Annotated in this window: 14 protein-coding genes; 11 read left to right on the forward strand and 3 right to left on the reverse strand. The window is 51.6% G+C overall.

The window, feature by feature from the left end:
- Nucleotides 1–86 precede the first annotated feature (86 nt).
- The 5 genes from moeB to DFER_RS12175 all read left to right on the forward strand — a co-directional run bounded on the left by moeB (nt 87) and on the right by DFER_RS12175 (nt 4,874).
- Nucleotides 87–1,130, forward strand: a complete 1,044-nt coding sequence (moeB, locus tag DFER_RS12155; RefSeq protein ID WP_015811931.1) for a HesA/MoeB/ThiF family protein — start codon at nt 87–89, stop codon at nt 1,128–1,130.
- 30 nt (nt 1,131–1,160) lie between these two features.
- The gene (locus tag DFER_RS12160; protein WP_015811932.1) at nt 1,161–2,102 is read left to right on the forward strand and encodes a nitrilase family protein; all 942 of its coding nucleotides are present in this window, start codon (nt 1,161–1,163) and stop codon (nt 2,100–2,102) included.
- A 104-nt stretch (nt 2,103–2,206) separates the two neighbouring features.
- Complete coding sequence (locus tag DFER_RS12165; protein WP_015811933.1) at nt 2,207–3,346, forward strand: ATP-binding protein; 1,140 nt, start codon at nt 2,207–2,209, stop codon at nt 3,344–3,346.
- Between the two features lie 115 nt (nt 3,347–3,461).
- Nucleotides 3,462–4,343: a sulfite exporter TauE/SafE family protein gene (locus DFER_RS12170; protein WP_015811934.1), complete on the forward strand. Its 882-nt coding sequence runs from the start codon at nt 3,462–3,464 to the stop codon at nt 4,341–4,343.
- A gap of 63 nt (nt 4,344–4,406) precedes the next feature.
- Complete coding sequence (locus DFER_RS12175) at nt 4,407–4,874, forward strand: NADH-quinone oxidoreductase subunit A (protein ID WP_015811935.1); 468 nt, start codon at nt 4,407–4,409, stop codon at nt 4,872–4,874.
- A gap of 7 nt (nt 4,875–4,881) precedes the next feature.
- Here DFER_RS12175 and DFER_RS12180 read toward each other — a convergent pair whose 3' ends face one another.
- Together DFER_RS12180 and DFER_RS12185 are read right to left on the reverse strand one after the other, a co-directional pair.
- Complete coding sequence (locus DFER_RS12180) at nt 4,882–5,289, reverse strand: type II toxin-antitoxin system VapC family toxin (RefSeq protein ID WP_015811936.1); 408 nt, start codon at nt 5,287–5,289, stop codon at nt 4,882–4,884.
- Nucleotides 5,286–5,528, reverse strand: a complete 243-nt coding sequence (locus DFER_RS12185) for a hypothetical protein (RefSeq protein ID WP_015811937.1) — start codon at nt 5,526–5,528, stop codon at nt 5,286–5,288. Before DFER_RS12185 ends, DFER_RS12180 begins: the two co-directional genes overlap by 4 nt.
- A 231-nt stretch (nt 5,529–5,759) precedes the next feature.
- Here DFER_RS12185 and DFER_RS12190 point away from each other — a divergent pair, with 231 nt between their 5' ends.
- Nucleotides 5,760–6,101 carry a helix-turn-helix domain-containing protein gene (locus DFER_RS12190; RefSeq protein ID WP_015811938.1) on the forward strand — a complete coding sequence of 114 codons (342 nt, stop codon included), beginning with the start codon at nt 5,760–5,762 and terminating at the stop codon, nt 6,099–6,101.
- Here DFER_RS12190 and DFER_RS12195 read toward each other — a convergent pair.
- The gene (locus DFER_RS12195) at nt 6,098–6,841 is read right to left on the reverse strand and encodes a hypothetical protein (RefSeq protein ID WP_015811939.1); all 744 of its coding nucleotides are present in this window, start codon (nt 6,839–6,841) and stop codon (nt 6,098–6,100) included. The two genes, DFER_RS12190 and DFER_RS12195, sit on opposite strands and share 4 nt — an antisense overlap.
- A 130-nt stretch (nt 6,842–6,971) precedes the next feature.
- Here DFER_RS12195 and nuoB point away from each other — a divergent pair, with 130 nt between their 5' ends.
- The 5 genes from nuoB to carB all read left to right on the forward strand — a co-directional run bounded on the left by nuoB (nt 6,972) and on the right by carB (nt 14,790).
- Entirely contained in the window at nt 6,972–7,502 is a 531-nt protein-coding gene (gene nuoB, locus DFER_RS12200) for an NADH-quinone oxidoreductase subunit NuoB (RefSeq protein ID WP_015811940.1), read from the forward strand.
- An 8-nt stretch (nt 7,503–7,510) separates the two neighbouring features.
- Nucleotides 7,511–8,053: an NADH-quinone oxidoreductase subunit C gene (locus DFER_RS12205; RefSeq protein WP_015811941.1), complete on the forward strand. Its 543-nt coding sequence runs from the start codon at nt 7,511–7,513 to the stop codon at nt 8,051–8,053.
- 97 nt (nt 8,054–8,150) lie between these two features.
- Nucleotides 8,151–9,830 carry a hypothetical protein gene (locus DFER_RS12210; RefSeq protein WP_229206238.1) on the forward strand — a complete coding sequence of 560 codons (1,680 nt, stop codon included), beginning with the start codon at nt 8,151–8,153 and terminating at the stop codon, nt 9,828–9,830.
- Nucleotides 9,831–9,901: 71 nt separating this feature from the next.
- The gene (locus DFER_RS12215) at nt 9,902–11,737 is read left to right on the forward strand and encodes a BamA/TamA family outer membrane protein (protein ID WP_015811943.1); all 1,836 of its coding nucleotides are present in this window, start codon (nt 9,902–9,904) and stop codon (nt 11,735–11,737) included.
- 209 nt (nt 11,738–11,946) lie between these two features.
- Nucleotides 11,947–14,790, forward strand: coding sequence for a carbamoyl-phosphate synthase large subunit (gene carB, locus DFER_RS12220; RefSeq protein ID WP_015811944.1), 2,844 nt, complete (start codon nt 11,947–11,949; stop codon nt 14,788–14,790).
- Nucleotides 14,791–14,938 lie beyond the last annotated feature (148 nt).

Raw genomic sequence — 14,938 nt, forward strand, 5'->3', positions numbered from 1 at the left:
CGATCATTCAATCATTCAATCATTCAATCATTCAATCATTCAAAAACTCACTCATTCACTCATTCAAAATTCACTCATTCCCCCCCATGACTCCCATCGAACGCAAACGTTATGCTCGCCAGATTATCATGCCGGAAATGGGCCTGGCGGGCCAGGATAGGCTGCGGGCCGGTAAGATTGCCGTCGTGGGTGCGGGCGGGCTGGGCTGTCCGGTGCTGCAGTACCTGGTGGCGGCGGGCGTCGGTGAGATTGGCGTTATCGATGACGACACCGTGGACCTCACCAACCTGCACCGGCAAATCCTCTATTCCGCCGACGATATAGGCAAGAATAAAGCGATCACGGCAGTGGAAAAACTGTCGGTGCTGAACCCTTTCGTGAAGCTCACCGCCTACCCCGACCGGCTCAGTGCCGAAAACGGAGCAGATCTGCTCAATGCCTACGACCTGATCATCGACGGCTCCGACAACTTCGAAACGCGTTATTTAGTCAATGATTTTTGCGTACAGCTGGATAAACCGTTCGTCTTCGGCTCTATCCTGCGTTTTGAAGGACAGGTTTCAGTTTTTAATTGGAATGGCGGACCTACCTACCGGTGTCTTTTCCCGGACGCCGAAGAAGGCGACAATTGCGCGGAAGCAGGCGTAATGGGCGTTTTGCCGGGCATTATCGGCACCTACATGGCTAACGAGGCGATCAAGATTATCGCGGGCATTGGCGAACCGCTTTCCGGCAAATTACTGGTGATCAACACATTGACCAATAATCATTCGGTTTTTCAATTTTCCAGATCAGTGGCGGCGAAGCCTGCTGTCCCGTCCGAAAAAGCCGCGGAGCTGCCATTGGAAGAAAACACCCACGAAATGTCGTTCGACGAGTACGAGGCATTACAGGCAACTGACCCTGAGCAGATTCTACTGGTAGACGTGCGCGAATACTATGAATTTGAGGCGGATAACTTCGGCGGTGAGAATATCCCGCTTTCGGATATTCCTGAAAGTATCGGCACATTCCCATCGGGCAAAAAGGTCGTTTTTTACTGCAACACTGGCAAACGTAGCCTGCAAGCCGCCAAGTTGCTGGCGCAAAGCGGCTACGAGGGACAAAGTTTTTGGGCGCAGCATTGGTAGTTCATTAATTTGCAGGAAAAAAGCATAGCTATGAAACCGATTAAGATTGCCACTGCACAGTTTGAAAACAAGAGCGGCGACAAAGATTACAACCTCGGGGTGATCCGCCAGATGGCGGGGGAAGCCGCTAAGTCGGGTGCCCAGGTGATCGCATTCCACGAATGCTCCATTACCGGCTACACATTTGCCCGCAACCTGTCGCGCGAGGAAATGCTCGCCATCTCTGAACCGATCCCCGACGGCCCGAGCGTGCGCGCGTTGCAGGACATCGCCGCAGAACACGACATTGTGGTGCTGGCAGGCCTGTTCGAGAAAGATGCCGACGATAAAATGTACAAAGGTTATGTATGTGTCGACAAAAACGGCCTCGTAGCCAAGTACCGGAAACTTCACCCGTTCATCAACCCACACCTCACGCCAGGCGACGAATACGTGATTTTCGACCTTTTCGGCTGGAAATGCAGCATGCTCATTTGCTACGATAACAACATTATTGAAAACGTGCGGGCCACGAAACTGCTCGGCGCGGACATTGTTTTTATGCCGCACGTGACCATGTGTACGCCATCCACACGCCCGGGTGCCGGGTTCGTCGATCCAGCGCTGTGGCATAACCGCGAAGCCGATCCTACATCACTTCGCCAGGAATTCGACGGCCTCAAAGGTCGGGCCTGGCTTATGAAATGGCTGCCCGCGCGTGCTTACGACAACGCCATTTATGCAATATTCTCCAACCCCATCGGCATGGACGCCGACCAGCTCAAAAACGGCTGCTCGATGATCCTCGACCCATTCGGCGACATCATCGCCGAATGCCGCAAGCTCGGGAACGACTTCGTGATTGCCACCCTCACCCCCGAGAAACTCCAGCAAGCCGGCGGTCACCGCTACATTCAGGCCCGCCGCCCGGAGCTCTACGGCGATATTCTCGGCCAGGAGCACACGTCAGAGCAGCGGGTTGTTTGGCTTTAAGGTTTAAATTAGTTGTGCCTATTCAATGAATTCAGCTAAATTGGTTGAGTAAATTCAATGAATTTAGCTAAATTCGTTGAGTTGATTCAACCAATTTAGGTAAAATGGATTTTTCGAGACACATTTTTGACCAACTCCTCGCGAAAACTACTTCCAACAAAGTGCTGATCCTTTACGGCGCGCGCCGGGTCGGGAAGACGCACCTGATGCGCGAGGTAGAAGAGCAATTCAATGGAAAATCGTTATTCCTGAATGCGGAGGATCTGGATATTGTGGCGCTGTTGTCCGACCGGCGCGTCGCTTCGTTCCGGCGATGGGTAACTGATGTTGACCTTCTGATCATTGATGAAGCACAGGTCGTGCCTGAAATCGGGAAGTCGCTCAAACTGTTGATCGATTCGTTTCCTAAGCTTACCATTCTGGCGAGTGGCTCGTCGGCATTTGAACTCTCCAATAAAACAGGCGAACCGCTCGTCGGCCGCCAGATCAGCTTCCAGCTCTTCCCGATTGCCCAAATGGAGCTATCCGGACAGGAAAATTACCTGCAAACAAAACAGCAGCTGGAAAACCGGATGATTTTCGGCAGCTACCCGGAAGTGCTGAAACTGGATACAGCCGAGGCAAAATCCGACTATCTTAAAGAACTTGTGAATTCTTATCTTTTGAAAGACATCCTCATGTTTGACCAGGTCCGGTATTCCCATAAAATGCTGCAATTGCTCCAACTCGTTGCCTACCAGACGGCACAGGAGGTTTCGTACGACGAATTGGCTAAAACCCTGCAAATAGACCGGAATACCGTGGAACGATACCTTGACTTGTTCTCCAAGGTGTTCATCATCACCCGCGTTGGCGGTTACAGTAAAAACCTTCGGAAAGAAGTTACCAAATCGTCGAAATGGTATTTTCTGGACAATGGCGTCCGCAATGCGCTTATCAATAACTTTTCCCCGCTCGGCCAGCGGACGGATACAGGTGCGCTGTGGGAAAACTACCTGGTTGCGGAGCGCATCAAATACAATTCCTACACCCGCAAAACGCCGCATACTTACTTCTGGCGCACCTACGACCAGCAGGAACTCGATTGGCTCGAAGTAGCCGACGAGCAACTGAGTGCCTATGAATTCAAATGGAAAGACATTAAAGTGAAATTCCCGAAAGCATTTGTTGAGGCTTATCCCGACGCCGCCAAACACTGGATTAACCAGGGAAATTTCATCGATTTTGTCACGGGCGAAGTGTGATTCAAGGTTACCCTCAGACACTTTTAAGTAAAATTTAATAATCTATCAATTACGTAGATTAAATAGTTTTGCTATTTTTGTAAACTCTTCATTCCAAAATTCTAAAATTCAAGGTATGCTTGCCAAAGTGCTTTCACTCAAATTGCCCTCTTCACGGACCTGGATCATCGTTCCCGCTGCGGCTATCCTGTTGCTGCTGGGCCTGCTTCTGACAAATGGAGTCATTTCCGTTTCATCCGAACAGGTGACCGAGTTCCTTACCGGTGATTTCGCCTTGTACGTCCTGGTGGGACTGGCGGCGCAGCTGGTGGACGGTGCTTTGGGAATGGCCTATGGCGTTACTTCCAACTCCTTTTTGCTCAGCGTGGGTGTTACACCGGCCGTAAGCAGCGCGAGCGTGCACTTCGCCGAGATGTTTACCACAGGCGCGTCGGCGATCTCCCATTTCCGTTTTAAAAATATCAACAAGAAGCTGTTCAAAAGCTTGCTGATTCCCGGCGTTCTGGGCGCGATCGCGGGTGCTTACCTACTCTCGGATGTGATCGATGGCGACTTCATCAAGCCGTTCATTGCGTTCTACATGCTCATTCTCGGAGTGATTATTATCCGCAAAGCATTGCAAAAGACTTTTGTAAAGAATAAAACCAAACGCATCAGCGTCCTGGCAGCGGCAGGCGGATTCCTGGATTCCATCGGCGGTGGCGGCTGGGGCCCTATTGTTACTTCTACACTCCTCGGCCAGGGCCGCGATCCACGGTATACGATCGGATCGGTGAATGCCGCCGAATTTGCAGTTGCATTCGCGAGCGGTATCACATTCATGCTTTTTACGGGTGTGGATAGCTGGAAAGTGGTGCTGGGATTGATCGTCGGCGGTGTTATTGCCGCTCCGGTGGGCGCAATGATGGTGGGCAAGATCAAACGCAAACCGCTCATGCTGCTGGTAGGAACGCTGGTAATCGGACTGAGCATCCGCACCATTCTGCTCAGCATTTAATCACTTCACTTCCTCGATTTCCCGCGCATTTTGCCTAGTTTTGCACAAACCAGGCACATTACCATGCTTTCCGATTTCGGTTACATTCTGCTCTTCATCATTGCCGCGCTGGTATTGCTCGGCCTAATGCTTACTATCGCCAGGTTTCTGCGCCCGCATAAACCCAATGAAGAGAAACTGACCACCTACGAGTCGGGCGAAGAGCCGCTGGGGAATGCCAATATCCAGTTCAATGTCCGGTTTTACGTCGTAGCGCTGATCTTCGTGCTGTTTGAAGTGGAGCTGCTGTTCCTGTTTCCGTGGTCGGTGGTGTTCGGCAGCGAGGAGCTTATCGAACAAACTGGCGGCCAATGGGGCTGGTTTGCAATGGCAGAAATGACCGTTTTCATCGGTATCCTCATCTTCGGCCTCGCCTACGCCTGGGCCAAAGGTTACCTCGATTGGGTACTACCCAAACCTCAGATCCCGGAAGTAAAATCGCCCGTGCCTGCGGATTTGTATGCGAAGGTGAATGAGCGGTATAAGAAGTAGCAACATGTTAGTCTATCCAGTTTTCCAGCCCGCGCAGAGGTAAATTGACAAAATCTTTTGTGTTACGTGTGACCAGCACTAGATTATGGGCGATTGCAGTAGAGCCAATCAGCAAATCAAATTCGCCAACCGGTTTTCCAGCCCGTCTCAGACGAACTTTCTGCTGCGCATATGTTTCGAATCCGTCGCCAATCAACAATATTCTTCCAGAGAAGGCACTTTGTAACCAGTTGAGATTGTCACGATTCGACTCCCGTCGAGCTGGCGCACTGTTTTCCACGCCGAACATTAACTCCAGAACAGTGATTTCCGACAAAAAACATTGAGCTAACCCGATAGCTTCAATTTTACCAAGCAGTTCGTCGTCACCTTTAAACAAGTGGATGCAGATATTCGTATCCAGTAAGTAGCTCATAGTTCAACATCGCGCGGCTGATCGTTTCGGGCATTATATATGGCTGCTTCCAGATCATCCGCCGTCTCGTCCCCACCCCAACTTCCCGCGAACTTCCGCAAGGCGTTTTTCTGATCTGAATGAATGTCATCATCCTCGCCGGAACTTTCCCACACAGACAGGCCTAAACGCTCAGCCAATACTTTCAGCAGCGCCAGGTCATTGTCATTTTTCGTTTCGATGGTTATTGTATGTGTCATATATATCTCTTCTTCGCGCAATCTAGTCAGTACATTTACGGGTCAATTTAAGTCAAATTAATGAGTTCTTCAATACCCGTTCTCCACCTTCTTAAATATATAACTTTCTGATAAACAACCGCATGAATTACCGAACGGCCGGTTTGTTTTATTGAATTATATTGACAGTTACTTAAAAATTGCCGACTTTTCAGGCTTATTACCCAGTTCTGTCATCATCAACAAAACAATATGGAGGCTTTCGCAAAAAACCTGCGCGAGAAGCGGGAGCGGAAAGGATTTTCCGCAGCTCACCTGGCATCGCTGCTCCTGATCAGTGAGGAGCAGTACAACGACCTGGAAAACGGGCACACCAGCCCGAGCGTCGGTACCCTGAAACAACTCTCCGTGATCCTCAACAGCACCGTGCCCGAGCTGCTGACCGACCGCGCCGTGCTGGAACTCGTACACGGCCAGCAAGCCGGGCATTTCACGGCGGAATCGCTGAGTGAGTTGGATAAGGATACCTATATTAAAATACTGGAAAACCAGCTGCGCACGCTCCTGGCTGAGAAAAAGGGCACGCTATCCTAGTGCATTCCGCCCCATTTCTTCATGTTCGGCCGTGGGAAGAATACCAGTCCCAGCTGCACATAGAGCTGGTTCACTTTCAACCGCGAGAGGTCATCGACCGTTACATTATCGCCTTTCCACTTCCGTCTTCCGAGAATGGGCTGGTGGTAAGTCAGCTTGCCGCTCAAGTATACTTTTTCATGGATTTTCGGCAGGAAATCCATCTTATAGTCCACACCGATACCGCCGTGCAGGTTGATATTACCCGTGTAGAGCTTCACCGCTTGGTAACCCGACGGATTGTTGAGCAGCTGCTGGGCAGATACCGAAGCATTGCTCTTGATATTCAGCCGGTAAAGCATGAAATCGGCGCCGAGCGGGATGGTCACGTTCCACCGCTGGTTATTCACGAGCTTCGGCCCGCCGTCCGTTCCGATGCCAATTCCATTCAGGTAAGCCTTGCGGACGTCGCGATCGGACGTGTAGTTAGTGCTGTTCATGAGGATGATCCTGGCCTCCGAAAACCATCTTTGCGATTCGGTGCGGCGTGCGAGCACGAGGTTGCCCATAAAAGAAGTGAACGGTTTCACCTGCAAATCCGACAGCTGGTTGCGCAAGGTCTTGTTATTGGGCAGCGCGCCCAGTTCGACGTAGATTGCCATTCCGCTTTTGAAGATCCGCACGGTTGAATCGGATTGCGCAATGGCGCTTCCCGCGAAACATGCCGAAATCAGGAAACTGAGAAGTAATTTTTGTTTCATACAGTTGAAGTGTTGTCTTTGTTTTGTAACGCGGCCTGAAACCGATTCTTGCCAAATATGGTTAGTTTTGCAGGAGATAGTGCATAAGCAATGCAATATCCATACCAATAGACGCTTCATTACAATATAAATGAGTGAAAGAACCAAAACCGGCGACGGCGGCATTATCCTGACCAATGCAGAGGACCTGATGAACTGGGCCCGGCTGTCGTCGTTGTGGCCGATGGGTTTCGGATTGGCCTGCTGCGCGATCGAGATGATGGCTACCTATGCCGCTAATTACGACCTCGAACGTTTCGGGATCATGCCCAGGCCTTCGCCCCGGCAGTCGGATGTGATGATCGTGGCGGGAACCGTGACTTTTAAAATGGCCGACCGTATCCGCAGGCTTTACGAACAAATGCCCGAGCCCCGCTATGTGATTTCGATGGGCAGCTGCTCCAACTGCGGCGGACCGTACTGGGAACACGGCTACCACGTCGTGAAAGGGGTGGACCGCATTATTCCGGTAGATGTGTATGTGCCCGGCTGCCCGCCCCGCCCGGAAGCGCTCATCGGCGGTTTTATGAAATTGCAGGAGAAAATCCGGGGCAAAGAAGAAGCCGTGCCCGGGCTGTTCCTTGAAATGGAGGCCGCAGGGCAACCAGCCGTTTTATCTTAACCCGAATCATGACTTTTCAGGAAATCACAGACATCGTTACCGGCCGGTTCCCGGAATATACCATCGTGCCCGACACCAGAAACCCGCAGCCTGCGCTGATGGTGCCGGCAGCAGGAATTGCGGCCATTTGCAGTTTTTTACATGAAGACGAAAGGTTGTATTTCGACTTCCTGGCCTGCATTACCGCGATCGACAATGGTGCCGCGGCCGACTCAATGGAGCTGATTTACAACCTCACATCGATCCCCTACGGCATTGATCTGACGCTCAAAACGGTTTTTCCGAGGAATACCGAAGGAGTTGCATTGCCGTCCATACCGACCGTGAGCCACATCTGGCGCACCGCCGACTGGCACGAGCGCGAGGCCTACGACCTGATAGGCATCCGGTTTGAAGGGCATCCCGACCTGCGGAGGATTTTGCTTCCCGAAGATTGGGAAGGGCACCCGCTCCGCAAGGATTACGATGCGCAGGAAAGGTACCACGGTATTTACGTCCGCTACGAGGACGGCCCGACGCTCGAACCGGGAAATGATCCCGACAGGGTTTAGAATTCGCATTCGGTGCATTCGGGCAAATAATCGCGCAGATTTGGTAGCATGGAAAAGCCTCATTATTTTTCGTTACCAAAATTTAATGATCACCCGCATGCGCTTCATCATATTGACAGCCCTCTTTCTCGGTTCTCTGCATTCCGCATTTGCCGTTACCGATTCGCTTATCATCAAGGGCCGTATCACAAACCTAAACGGAAGGCTGTACCGCCAGGCTCCGTTTATTACTTTTTCACGCAATAACATCCTGCAACCGCAGTCGGAGCTGAGCAAACAGGCTGATTTGCAAGCCGACGGCACGTTCCGCGTGTCGCTCCCGATGCTGTTTCCGCAGGAGGAAATTTACCTCGAATACGGTGGACGTGCATTCACGACTTTCCTGGGCTCGCCGGGGACCGTCGAAGTCACATTCGACGGCGATTCCATCGGCAAGGCCAGAAAGCTGTTCTATTTCGCCGGTGTCAATGCCGATGCCAACAATCAGTATCCTTTGTACCTGGCCGCAGAAAACCAGCGGCTGAGCAGCAGCAGAACGCTCGGTACCGAGTTTTTTAAAACTTTTTGGGAGAAAAGCCCGTCGGACGCCCGCTTTGCCGCCGAAGGCCGCGGCGAGCTGCGATTGGGATCGGTGAAAGCTGCCACGCAAAACACGGTCGCCTCCCCGATTTTGTACAATTGGATCAAATCGGTGACGGACGAGGAGCAGTTACAGGTTTTGTATGAACACGCATTGGGCAATCAATATCAGGTCAGTAGAGCCCTGCTCGACAGTCTCAAACGCCTCGACAAGGCGCCGCTGACCGGCCAGCGGGTGATTTGGGCAAACCGGTTTGGAAACTATGCCGACCAGCTTGTGGAGGGCAAAAAGTTCGAAAATCCGAGCAGGACCAACTCGCTACCCGTTAAGCTTATGGCTACCCTTATCCGCGACAATTCGAAAAACCTCTCCGCCGACGACCGCCAGCACCTCGAACGGATCGCGGTGAACGGCCTGGCCGAGAAAGGCGAGCTCGACTTTATGAACAAGCTTTTTGCCCGAAATGAATTGGTTTTGAACCTGTTATTCAATTTTGAGCGTGAAAACCGCATTTACGGGGATTTGTTCGATAGCACTGCCACAGAGTTTCTCAAAGTGCGGTATTTGGCCAAAAACCTGTACAAGTACACCTATCCGCAGCAGATTTTACTCAATAACCACATCAAATCCCGCACGGGCATCCCGCAGTTCAAACAATCGCTCGACGAGATTGTGCAGCTTGAAATCAAGGACAGCGCAGACATCCGTAAACTCGTGAATTTCAAAGATGTGCGCACCGCGCCGGTGGAAGCATTGCCGGGTTATTTCCTGACCGCTTCCAACGACAGGGGCAATTCCTGGTTCAATGGAGTTCTCGATGGGTTGAAAGGGAAGACGGTTTACATCGTGAAATGGAATATTGAAGATGCCAAAAGCCGTGAAGAGCTGGATTTCATCCCGGCATTGCAAGCCAGGGTGCCGGAAGACGTCGTCTTTTTATTTGTACACCTTTCCACCGACGATTACACGGTATCGGATGCGATTCTGAGGCAATATATGGTAAGGCACCGGCTGAAAGGCATTCATATGTCGGTCAATGAAAACCAGGCTATGGACCTGTTGTTCAGGCTGAACCCGCTCGACCTGGCCACGTTTTCACTCGTGCGCCCGAACGGAAAATTTGCAATGAAAAACGCACCTGCGCCGAGCGAAACAGAGAAAACAGCCAAGACGATTATCGAAGCCGGCGGGCAGTAAGTGCCCTGCCGCCATACCTCGCACTGGTGCATTTGCGTTAAGAGACAGTTGATTTGGAATCCGGATAGCCCATGTGTAGATATTTGCTGTTGTTTCTGATGCTTTCCTTCTGCGCGTCGGCCCAAAACCCGGACAGCCTGGAAATACACAGCCGCGACAGTATCCGCTACACCAACCTGAAAGCGCGGATGTCCAAAACGAAGTTTTCGCGGGCCGTGTACCGGCTGTTGTTCAGGGATGTGTATAACCAGGGAAAGGTTACCGAAGTAAAAGAGATCGAAACCAACCCTTTCACACCCTATGAAGGCATGGTGATCCGGAAAATTTATATCCGGCAACTCGACATGCTCGGTGAGTCCGTTTACGACACGACCCGGAAAGGGAACCAGCTCGAACGGTTTTTAAGTAAAAGCCTGCATACCAACACCCGCGAGGGCATTATCCGAAGATCCTTCCTGCTTTTTTCGGAAGGCGACGATATCCAGGCAAAAGTTCTGAAAGACACGGAGCGGCTCCTGCGGGAGAACCGGATGTTCGTCGATGCGCGTATTATAGTGATACCGCGAAAGGACGTGACCTGGATGGCCGATATTATAGTACTCATCCAGGATTCCTGGTCGCTCAATTTCTCGGGCGGTTTCAGCTCTTTCAACAAATTCCGCGTAGGCCTGGAAAACATCAACGTCCGCGGGACCACGCATTCCCAGCGAACGGCCATCCGGTGGGATTCCAAGGATTCGATCCGCCCTTTCCAGTTTCGCGCCATTTACACGGTTCCTTATATTGGCAAAACCTTCATCACGGCCCAGGCGAGTTTTATCCGTGAACGTGAGCTCGGTGAACAATCGGTGCGGTTTTTCCGCCGGTTTATCACCACGGAAACCAAATACGCGGGCGCACTCGAACTGGGGCATTACAAAACCCGGCAATACAGGCGCGAGATCGAAACAATAGATTCCCTCACGCTGCTCGAGACCGATTACAATTACTACGATTTCTGGATCGGGCGCGCATTCAAGTTCCCGTTTCCCGACAGCAAGCTGGCACAGAACTCCCGCATTGTCACGGCATTCAGGCATAACAAATACGATTACGACGAGCGCCCCGACGTAGCGCCTAATCTCAACAAAAACTACTGGAACCGCACGGCTACCCTGGTAAGCCTGGGCTTTTCGAACCGAAATTATAAACGCGACGTACTCATCTACGGCTTCGGACGGACGGAGGACGTGCCCGTCGGTAGCCTGTTTGCGCTTACGATCGGGCGCGAGAATACGGAGTTCGGCGCGCGCGGTTATGGCGGTCTGCAATTTGCGACGGGCAAATACCTGCCGCATAACCTCGGCTATTTTTATGGATTGGCCAACCTGGGGACATATTCCAAAAACGGTAAGGCGCAGCAGGGCGTTATCAACGGCGAGGTTACCTACATTAGCAATCTCATTCCGTTCCGGTACAGTTTCTTCCGGCAGTTTGTCAATGTCCGCTTCGCCAAAGGCATTGCCCGCGACCCGCTCGATTACCTGAACATCAGCGGCGACCGGGGCATCCGGGGCATTAACAACGATCGGCTCATCGGCACGAAAAAGCTGACGATCGGCACCGAAACTGTGTTTTTCTCTGATAAAAGCCTTTTGGGCTTCCGTATCGCCTATTTTGTATTCGCGGACCTGGGGCTCGTGAACGGCGTTCCGCATTTGTGGGAAAGCCCCTTGTACCAGGGCTACGGGCTCGGTTTGCGGCTCCGGAACGAGAATCTCACCTTTAATACCTTGCAGCTGCGTTTCGGATATTATGTCAATATCCCCGAACTCTCCTCACCTACCCGCTTCGCAACTTCCGGCAACGTGCCGCTGCGCCTGCGCGACTTCGACATCTCCGCTCCTTCCATCGCGCCATTCCAGTAACTCACAAATTCGTTTTACAACTACCTGACTAGCTGGCAATTAATGGCAGTTTTCTAAAATTTTACAGTTATTTCAATGCACTTCCTGTCCTTTTTCGGATATGAGGATTAACTTTGTGGAATTTTTGGACGTACCCCTGCTCAAAATCGTCAGGCAACTGCCAAAAGTTGTTCAAGTATTTCCTTCATTTCTACAAATTACCATTTACTGTGCCCAAAAATACGAATATCAAATCCGTTCTGATTATCGGTTCAGGTCCCATCGTTATCGGTCAGGCGTGCGAGTTTGACTATTCCGGCTCTCAGGCAGCCCGCTCGTTGCGCGAAGAGGGGATTGAGGTAGTTCTGATCAACTCCAATCCTGCAACCATCATGACTGACCCTATCAGTGCAGATCATGTGTACCTGTTGCCGCTGGAAAAGAAGTACATCGTTGAAATTCTGGAAAAACACAAGGCGATGGGCAGGCCCATCGACGCGGTACTCCCTACCATGGGAGGCCAAACGGCGCTGAACCTGGCAATCGATTGCGACAAGGCAGGTATCTGGAAAAAGTATGATGTGGATATTATCGGTGTGGATATCAAAGCGATTGAAACAACCGAAGACCGGGAGAAATTCCGTCTGAAAATGCTCGAACTGGGCGTAAACGTATGCCAGGGCCGTACCGCCCGCTCCTTCCTCGAAGGAAAGGAGATCGCCCAGGAAATCGGCTTCCCGCTTGTAATTCGTCCTTCATTTACCCTTGGCGGTACGGGAGGTGGATTTGTGGACAAAGAAGAGGATTTCGACAAAGCCCTAAACTACGGTCTGCACGCATCTCCTGTACACGAAGTACTCGTTGAGCAGAGCGTAATGGGCTGGAAAGAGTACGAATTGGAGCTCCTTCGCGACAGCAAGGGTAACTTCATCATCATCTGTTCGATCGAAAACTTCGATCCGATGGGTGTGCACACCGGCGACAGTATCACGGTTGCACCTGCCATGACGCTCCCCGATACATTATACCAGCAAATGCGCGACCTGGCGATCAAGATGATGAACGGGATCGGCAAGTTTGCGGGTGGCTGTAACGTACAGTTCTCTGTAAACCCTGCGGACGACAAGATCATCGCGATCGAAATCAACCCGCGCGTTTCACGCTCGTCGGCACTCGCCTCGAAAGCGACCGGTTACCCCATCGCGAAAATCGCGGCGAAAATGGCGATCGGTTACGACCTCGACGAGCTCATTAACCCGATCACCGGCAGCACCTCGGCATTCTTCGAACCTTCGATCGACTATGTGATCGTGAAAGTGCCACGCTGGAACTTCGATAAGTTCAAAGGTGCCGATCGTTCACTCGGCCTTCAGATGAAGTCGGTAGGTGAAGCAATGGGTATCGGACGTAACTTCCAGGAAGCATTGCAGAAAGCTTGCCAGTCGCTCGAAATCCGCCGCAACGGCCTGGGCGCCGACGGCCGCGAGCTCCGCGACCAGGAGGCGATCAAGCAAAGCCTGGCACATCCGAGCTGGGACCGCCTGTTCCACATTTATGATGCATTCAAAATAGGTTTGTCGTTCAAAACGATCCAGAACCTGACCAAAATAGACGCGTGGTTCCTCCGCCAGATCGAAGAGCTGATCGAGCTGGAACACGAAATCGAGAAATTCGACCTCGACGACCTGCCGAAAGAATTGCTTTTGACAGCCAAACAAAAAGGATACGCCGACCGCCAGATCGCACATTTGCTGGGTACGAAAGAAAGCAAAGTGTACGATCGCCGGAAAGAGCTGGGTATCAAACGCGTATACAAATGCGTTGACACCTGCGCAGCCGAATTTGAAGCAAAAACGCCTTACTACTACTCTACTTTCAACACGTCGCAGGAATTCCCCGACAACGAATCGGTGGTAAGCGACCGCAAGAAAGTAATGGTACTCGGCTCGGGCCCTAACCGCATCGGCCAGGGTATCGAATTCGACTACTCTTGCGTACACGGCGTGCTGGCCGCGAAAGAGGCTGGTTACGAGACGATTATGGTTAACTGTAACCCTGAAACCGTTTCTACCGACCCGGATATTTCCGACAAACTATACTTCGAGCCGGTATTCTGGGAGCACGTTTTCGACATTATCGAGCACGAAAAGCCTGAGGGCGTGATCGTTCAGCTGGGTGGTCAGACGGCCTTGAAAATGGCTGAAAAACTCGAAAAATACGGTATCAAAATCATCGGTACCGACTTCCACTCGCTCGACTGGGCTGAGGACCGTGGACGGTTCTCGTCGCTCCTCGAAGAGCTGGGCATTCCGTTCCCGAAATTCGGCACGGTAAGGTCTTCCGATGCCGCGGTAGAGCTTTCGCGCAGCCTGGGCTTCCCGCTGCTGGTTCGTCCGAGCTACGTATTGGGTGGACAAAGCATGAAAATCGTGATCAACGAGAAGGAACTGGAACAGCATGTGGTGAAAATCCTGCACGACATTCCGGATAACAACATCCTCCTCGACCACTTCCTCGAAGGTGCATTGGAAGCAGAAGCCGACGCGATCTGCGACGGTGAAGACGCTTACATCATCGGTGTAATGGAGCATATCGAGCCTGCGGGTATCCACTCCGGCGACTCCCACGCAGCATTGCCGCCATTCGACCTCACGGCTGACGAAATCCGCCAGATCGAAGAGCATACCCGCAAAATTGCATTGGCAATGAATGTAAAAGGGCTCATTAACGTACAATTCGCGGTGAAAGACGGCGTGGTGTACGTGATCGAAGCCAACCCGCGTGCATCGCGCACCGTTCCGTTCATTTGCAAGGCTTACCAGGAGCCATATGTGAACTTCGCTACCAAGCTGATGCTCGGCGACAAGAAAGTGAAGGATTTCAACTTCAAACCGGTGAAAGAAGGCTGGGCGATCAAAATCCCTGTATTCTCATTCAACAAATTCCCGAATGTGAACAAGGAGCTCGGTCCTGAAATGAAATCGACCGGTGAGGCAATCTACTTCATCAAGGATCTCGAAGACGAATTCTTCCAGAAGATTTACGCCGAGAGAAACCTGTATCTGAGCCGCTAAAAATAGCTCATAAAGCAACCTGCAAAGCCCCGGAGCAATCCGGGGCTTTTTGCATGCAAGCTATTTGTAAACCAATACAAAATAGTGGTTACCATTTTCCCCGAATATTCTGCACAATGTGCTATTTTCGGGAAATAATTGTAACCAC

Source organism: Dyadobacter fermentans DSM 18053 (assembly GCF_000023125.1).
In the GTDB taxonomy this organism is placed as follows: Bacteria; Bacteroidota; Bacteroidia; order Cytophagales; family Spirosomataceae; genus Dyadobacter; species Dyadobacter fermentans.

Bases quoted from the DNA above. Each gene is read 5' to 3' on its own strand.
- moeB (WP_015811931.1), top strand. From the start codon at position 87: ATGACTCCCATCGAACGCAAACGTTATGCTCGCCAGATTATCATGCCG.
- DFER_RS12160 (WP_015811932.1), top strand. From the start codon at position 1,161: ATGAAACCGATTAAGATTGCCACTGCACAGTTTGAAAACAAGAGCGGC.
- DFER_RS12165 (WP_015811933.1), top strand. From the start codon at position 2,207: ATGGATTTTTCGAGACACATTTTTGACCAACTCCTCGCGAAAACTACT.
- DFER_RS12170 (WP_015811934.1), top strand. From the start codon at position 3,462: ATGCTTGCCAAAGTGCTTTCACTCAAATTGCCCTCTTCACGGACCTGG.
- DFER_RS12175 (WP_015811935.1), top strand. From the start codon at position 4,407: ATGCTTTCCGATTTCGGTTACATTCTGCTCTTCATCATTGCCGCGCTG.
- DFER_RS12180 (WP_015811936.1), bottom strand. From the start codon at position 5,289: ATGAGCTACTTACTGGATACGAATATCTGCATCCACTTGTTTAAAGGT.
- DFER_RS12185 (WP_015811937.1), bottom strand. From the start codon at position 5,528: ATGACACATACAATAACCATCGAAACGAAAAATGACAATGACCTGGCG.
- DFER_RS12190 (WP_015811938.1), top strand. From the start codon at position 5,760: ATGGAGGCTTTCGCAAAAAACCTGCGCGAGAAGCGGGAGCGGAAAGGA.
- DFER_RS12195 (WP_015811939.1), bottom strand. From the start codon at position 6,841: ATGAAACAAAAATTACTTCTCAGTTTCCTGATTTCGGCATGTTTCGCG.
- nuoB (WP_015811940.1), top strand. From the start codon at position 6,972: ATGAGTGAAAGAACCAAAACCGGCGACGGCGGCATTATCCTGACCAAT.
- DFER_RS12205 (WP_015811941.1), top strand. From the start codon at position 7,511: ATGACTTTTCAGGAAATCACAGACATCGTTACCGGCCGGTTCCCGGAA.
- DFER_RS12210 (WP_229206238.1), top strand. From the start codon at position 8,151: ATGCGCTTCATCATATTGACAGCCCTCTTTCTCGGTTCTCTGCATTCC.
- DFER_RS12215 (WP_015811943.1), top strand. From the start codon at position 9,902: ATGTGTAGATATTTGCTGTTGTTTCTGATGCTTTCCTTCTGCGCGTCG.